6 protein-coding genes are annotated in these 5,479 nt (G+C 44.3%); 1 reads left to right on the top strand and 5 read right to left on the bottom strand.

Annotated elements, in window-relative coordinates; genetic code table 11:
- From AB4496_RS06940 to AB4496_RS06920, 5 genes are all read right to left on the bottom strand, one after another.
- The coding region (locus tag AB4496_RS06940) for a LysR family transcriptional regulator (RefSeq protein ID WP_372130725.1) at positions 1–769 on the bottom strand (769 nt) is incomplete at its 3' end.
- A 136-nt stretch (positions 770–905) separates the two neighbouring features.
- Positions 906–1,463, bottom strand: a complete 558-nt coding sequence (locus tag AB4496_RS06935; RefSeq protein WP_009844920.1) for a hypothetical protein — start codon at positions 1,461–1,463, stop codon at positions 906–908.
- On the bottom strand, positions 1,439–2,167 hold the full coding sequence (locus AB4496_RS06930; RefSeq protein WP_009844921.1) for a helix-turn-helix domain-containing protein: 729 nt from the start codon (positions 2,165–2,167) through the stop codon (positions 1,439–1,441). Before AB4496_RS06930 ends, AB4496_RS06935 begins: the two co-directional genes overlap by 25 nt.
- Positions 2,168–2,189: 22 nt before the next feature.
- Positions 2,190–3,578, bottom strand: a complete 1,389-nt coding sequence (locus AB4496_RS06925) for a hypothetical protein (RefSeq protein WP_032555004.1) — start codon at positions 3,576–3,578, stop codon at positions 2,190–2,192.
- On the bottom strand, positions 3,575–3,829 hold the full coding sequence (locus AB4496_RS06920; RefSeq protein ID WP_009844923.1) for a cold shock domain-containing protein: 255 nt from the start codon (positions 3,827–3,829) through the stop codon (positions 3,575–3,577). The genes AB4496_RS06925 and AB4496_RS06920 overlap by 4 nt, the downstream gene beginning before the upstream one ends.
- A gap of 267 nt (positions 3,830–4,096) precedes the next feature.
- On the opposite strand from AB4496_RS06920, the gene AB4496_RS06915 reads away from it, so the two are divergent.
- Positions 4,097–5,479 (top strand): TolC family outer membrane protein (locus AB4496_RS06915; protein WP_372130723.1); only part of this gene is annotated, 1,383 nt, incomplete at its 3' end.

Raw genomic sequence — 5,479 nt, 5'->3', positions numbered from 1 at the left:
GTTTTACTTGGAGAGCTACCAACTCGCCGCGCTGGACTAGGGGCTTTGCTAGATCGGTACTCATGATTGCCCAACCGTCATGTTTTACCAATTCTAATAAGAGGTCGTTATTGCTGACTAGGTGGTACTGGGGGGAAATAAAATAGAGCTCTGGTAGCGTGTTGAAATGGTTTTCGCTCACATATTGCTTGTCTAACTTTAAGTCTTCAATTGACAGCGCGTTGAGGTGAGGGAGTTTGCTTCTTTTTCCTGCATACATACCTAGCTTGCCATAGCCCAAAGAGAAGAACTCGATATTTTTACTAAAACGTTGGATGTTTTTATGCTCCATAAGCGCGATGCTGTTCGATTCAGATTCAATGTTATCAAACGCGTCCTCTCGATTACGATGCAGCCAATGCACACGAAGTTCAGGGCATTTTTGTTGTAAAGCGTGCTCGATTTTGACAGCCAAATTGAGTGGTAGCGAAATGTCGTGATAGATATTGAGCGTCAGCATCTCATCCATATAGATGTTTTCTAATGAGGTGCTGAGCTTCTCAGTGTTATTCAACACAACCTTGGAGCGTTGATAGATATGATCAGCCGCTTGAGTCGGTGTTGCTTTCTTTCCGATGATTTCAAATAGCGTAACGCCATATAAGTCTTCGACGGCCTTTACTTGGTCTCGTATTGTGGTGCGGTCTTTGCCTAACTTTTTGGCAGCTGCGCTGTATGAAGATGCTTCGTACGTGGTGCAAAATGCCAATAGATGCTCATAAGAAAACATGCTCAAACCTCAATAGAAAGTAAACCCAGACCTTATGATGGAAATTATCCCGCATTAATGTTGAATTCGCTAAATTTTATCTTCGGTAATGAGATGAAAATGTGATCAATACTAGGTGTTTATTTTTCGAGTTCGATTAACGCGCTTCAAGCAAATGCGGTGTGTCTATTTTTATCTGCCTTACCAAACCTATATACGGCAATTCAGTGATGATTTCATGTGACGATACAGAGATGATTTTTCTTGGCGTTGAGAACATACGGAGGATTATATCTCTTGAGAAAGCGTGGAATTTAACTTGATCAATTTTCCTTGATGCTTCTTCTAAACGAATTGAGTCTGCAATCACATCAAACTGGATATGGTTGTTTTCAAAGCGTTGCCACTCAGTGTCGAACTTCACCGTCACCTGAGCAACGGAACCTGATGGGGCGAAAAAATTGAAGTGCATGGCGTGATAAGACTTGTCCTTAGTCATGAAGACTTCAGATTCTGTCTCGACGACGCGTATATCCCATAACTGAGCCAAGTAACCAAATTGACCTGGGTATCTTCTGTGCTTATACGACCAATACTGATCGACAAACACCGATTCTGGGCTGTATTGAGAAATGTAGATGTCTTTGATGACGTAAGAAATCAGCGCCACAATAATGAAACCGCTTGTGATTATTTTAGTGGTGATAGATGACATACAAGCACCTCCTTATTGTGATCTCGCCAAAACAATCTCGGCAGTGACGGGGCAGAGCTTTCACGATGAAAGGGTAAAGTATCGAAGAGTGCACTCTGTTGAGCTTCAATCAGTAGCGATTGGCAGATTTGAATGTCTTGATCACTTGGCGTCTCAGCGTTTTGATGGATCAACATCGGGATAGGTGGCGCTATGGTCGGCTCTGCGATTAGGCGACTGAATGCGCCGTTATGGTATAAGCCGACTAAGTTCCAGCCGATAAAAAGAACACATGCGAACCTGATAAGGTTATGAATAAAAAAGGTTTTGTTATGTTGAACCCAGTTTGCTGTTTTTGACCATAACGAAGCGTGGCGAGCAATCAATGATTGGTATTCTGTTTCAGTGAGCGCTTGAGTTTCTCCGATGTAGGCGTAGCCCTTCATCACTTGAGTTTGGATGAACTTTGGTTGTTCGCTCGAATCTCCCAGTTGGGCACGCAAGTTTTTTACCGCGGTGGCGACACTCGATTTTGCACGCGTACTTTCCCAAATGGCCTCAAGAATAAATGATGATGTGAGGTCAGAACCTGAATGTTCAATGAAAAGTGACAGCAACTTCCACTCATTGGAACGCAGTTGCGTCTCTTGCAAAGACGTCAGGTTTAACAGCTTTCCGCTTTGACTGTTAAAAAGCAGATTTTGATTTAATAGGTAGAAACTCATCGTAGCTCACTCAAGGTTAAGTCTAAATCTTACTTAAGGTGGATCGTATCGTCAGTAACTTTTGAGCCCACTTGCGACGCCGAGCAAGCTCAAGTGGACTCTCTTGTTTCGCTAATATGCGATCAGCGTGCGCTATTTTATTGGTCAGCCAAAGGCTTTGATACTGAAAAATATTTCTCACTATCGTATCAGCGGTCGCTGAGTTAGTTTTTGATTTCAACTGTTCAATGGCTTGATTTATGTTGTCGAGTTTGGCTTTTAATCGAGCTATTTGGTCTTGAGGTGAGAGTGTTGGGCGTCCTTTCTTAACGGGTTTATCTATTGCCGAGCCACTTTCACCATCGCTACTTTGGTTAGATTTTAATTTTGAACAATCGATGGTGCGCTCATTAAGCTGATGTTCTTGGCACAGTATCTGATCTTCTAATACTAGGCTCTGATTGACGAGTTTTTGCAGTTCGCTCATCGGTTTTCTACCGGCTTTTGTTTGGGTTGTTGCTTTGCTGTTTTTTTCGAGCGCCTTGGCGGCCAGTGTTTCGATGCTTAATGCTGCTTGGTTGTGTGCATGACACACCTTTCTGTATTCGAGGTACGTATCTTGAAGCGCTTGCTCTTGTCGCATTAATTGCACAGGCAAGGGGAGTGCTGGTCTGCCCGCGCTGCTTTGTGCTTGCCTTAGCAGCAATGAATCTATTTTGTTGTCAATAATATGCAGCATCAGTAAGCGAATGATCTTTCGTTGATGCTTGATGCGCTCAAGCACAAACGAAGTGTCGTCACTCCAGAAATGATTGAGACTTTCTGAACCATTCAATAAAGCTCCGTTAAGCTCTCTGATGCTTGATTTGAAGCTTTCAGTGACGGTATAGAACCAATCATCTTGTTGAAAGCCAGTCGCCTTAACTAATGTACTTTCGAGCCAAGAGGCCACTGTTTGCGAAACTAACGTTTGCGAGATTACCGTTTGAGATATTCCCTTTTGTGATATTCCTTTTTGCGTGACAGCTTGCTCATGGAGCCAAAGCTGATCCGCGAAATCACACACAAGTATTGACCTTGGCTGCGCAGGAAGCGATCTAATCCGAAGCTGGTACAGGCTAATAAGTTGCTGCACATTACCTAATACCTTCTCTTGGGTGCTTTGCCATTGCTTGATCGGATCAGAATGACGTTGCGCAGACAGCATTAGGTTATCAATGCTGCTCCAAATCTTATACTCCTCGGAGGCGCTGATGATGTCGGCGTTAATGAGAGCCAACTGCTCTGCGTTGTGGTCTGGGTAGTGTTGACGAAACTGAGCTTGGTAACGAAGGTTAAGGCTCACGTAATCTTGATAGTCTTTTACAACGTGTTTAGCAAGCTTCACAACTGGCGACAGCGTAGGACGACCTCGTTGATGAGTCTTCATCATACTGACTCAAATGCGGAGAATGGTTTTGCCAGAGGTAGCACTTTGACGGCATTCCAGTGAGGCTTACCTTTTACTTCCTCAAGCTCCATATAAACTCGCTGACCTTCCTCTACGTTAATTTCACCATCAAATTCAATGACACTGATGTGAATGAGTACATCAATATCACCGTGATCAGGTTTAGCAAAACCAAACCCGTTTTCTAGGTGAAACCAAGTGATGTAGCCACGAGTGCAAATCAAATCGGACATTTACGAGATTAACTCAGTGAATAGGTAATGAGGTGATTCTATCAGTGGGTTTTATGACTAATTTTGATTTAAATCTATTTAATAAGTAATTAATTAAATCCAAATTCTATGTGGAACCCGACACAAAACCCTCGGTATTTGCCAGTAAATCATGACTTAGAACAAGTTTGATTCCGACGGCGCTACAGCTCAACGCCCTAAATCGCAAAACTTGACTCAAAAGGGCGCAAGTCCGTTCATCCATTTGATGTGTTGGTGGGTCATTCCATGAAAAAACAAACTTCAATGCTTACAAGTTCGGTTGCCGTTAATCGCAGAACGCCGAGATCTTCTATGAAGATCTCGGCGTTAGCTGTGCTGGTGGCCGGAGCATTAACGAGCTACGGAGCATTGGCTGAAAGTGTCAGCTTAAGCGAGCTGTATCAGCAGTCTCTCGACAATAACCCTGCGTTAAAAAGTGCAGCACTAGCCATTGATAGTGCGACCTATGGTGCAGACAAAGTAGGTGCCGCGTATTTACCTCAGGTTGATGCAAACCTTGCGTATGGTGTGCTTCGTAACAGCTACACCACACTCAACGAGATAGACACCAACGCGGCGCAAGCGTCTATTTCTGTTGGGCAAAATCTTTATAACGCGGAACTGAACGCGGCAAATGAGCTAAGTAATCAGCAGGTTGAGCTCAGCCAAGTCTCACACCAAGTCGCGTTAGAGAGCCTCGCTTTACAAGTCGTGGTGGGTTATTTCAATGCCCTTAAAGCGCAAGAGTCGTTAAAGCAAACCAAAGCGACACAAGAAGCGATCGAAGAGCAACTTAAGCAAACCGAACGTCAATTTTCATTGGGGATGATTCCGGAAAATGACGTGATTGATGCGCGCGCTCAGTTCGATTTAGTTTCTGCATCGGTGATTGTGGCTGAAAACGAAGTTGAGAAATCATTGGACGCGCTTTACGAGCTGTCTGGCAATGAGTTTTCGTCGGTTTATCCACTGAATACGGACCGTTACGACGCAAATATCCCAACGCCGGAAAATGCGCTGACATGGCAGGAAAAAGCCCAGCAATTTAACCCTGAGATGCAAATTCAGAAACAGCTGGTTGAGCTAAGCAAGCAGCAGATTGAACTTGCGCAAGCTGGACATCAACCGTCGTTAGGCTTGGTTGCTGAGTACCGGTATACGTTTGCGAGCGAGATTCGTAGAACCGAGATGGGTCAGTCAAAACAACAGTTTAATAGCATTGATGACAACTCAACTGTGTTTGCAGGTGTAGCAATGACCTTGCCTGTTTACCGAGGCGGGGCAACCAGCAACGAAGTACAACAAGCCAAGGTTCAATACCAACAAGCCCTTCAGCTTCAAGAGCAATCTTGGAGAAGCGTAACGCGTCAAATCCGCGGTGCAGAAAAAGACCTCAATGCCCTTATTAGTGCTCAGCAAGCCTATGCCAACTCTGTTCATTCTGCCGAACGTTCACTTGTTGCGACTCAACAAGGTTTTGAAATTGGCAGCAGAACGATTGTCGATGTGCTGAACGGAACTCGTCAGCTCTATGCGGCGAAGCAAGACCTGACTGAAGCGCAAATTGATTTCATTTTGGTGTCACTGCAGCTCAAGTTCTTGGGTGGCGAGCTTTTACCTGAAGACATC

Origin of the sequence: Vibrio sp. 10N.222.46.A1 (genome assembly GCF_041473595.1) — a bacterium.
In the GTDB taxonomy this organism is placed as follows: Bacteria; Pseudomonadota; Gammaproteobacteria; order Enterobacterales; family Vibrionaceae; genus Vibrio; species Vibrio tasmaniensis_A.
This window is presented reverse-complemented; position numbering and strand designations above follow the sequence as displayed.

What these genes read in the sequence shown, in the direction of transcription:
- AB4496_RS06935 (WP_009844920.1), bottom strand. Translation starts at nt 1,463, where the DNA reads ATGTCATCTATCACCACTAAAATAATCACAAGCGGTTTCATTATTGTG.
- AB4496_RS06930 (WP_009844921.1), bottom strand. Translation starts at nt 2,167, where the DNA reads ATGAGTTTCTACCTATTAAATCAAAATCTGCTTTTTAACAGTCAAAGC.
- AB4496_RS06925 (WP_032555004.1), bottom strand. Translation starts at nt 3,578, where the DNA reads ATGATGAAGACTCATCAACGAGGTCGTCCTACGCTGTCGCCAGTTGTG.
- AB4496_RS06920 (WP_009844923.1), bottom strand. Translation starts at nt 3,829, where the DNA reads ATGTCCGATTTGATTTGCACTCGTGGCTACATCACTTGGTTTCACCTA.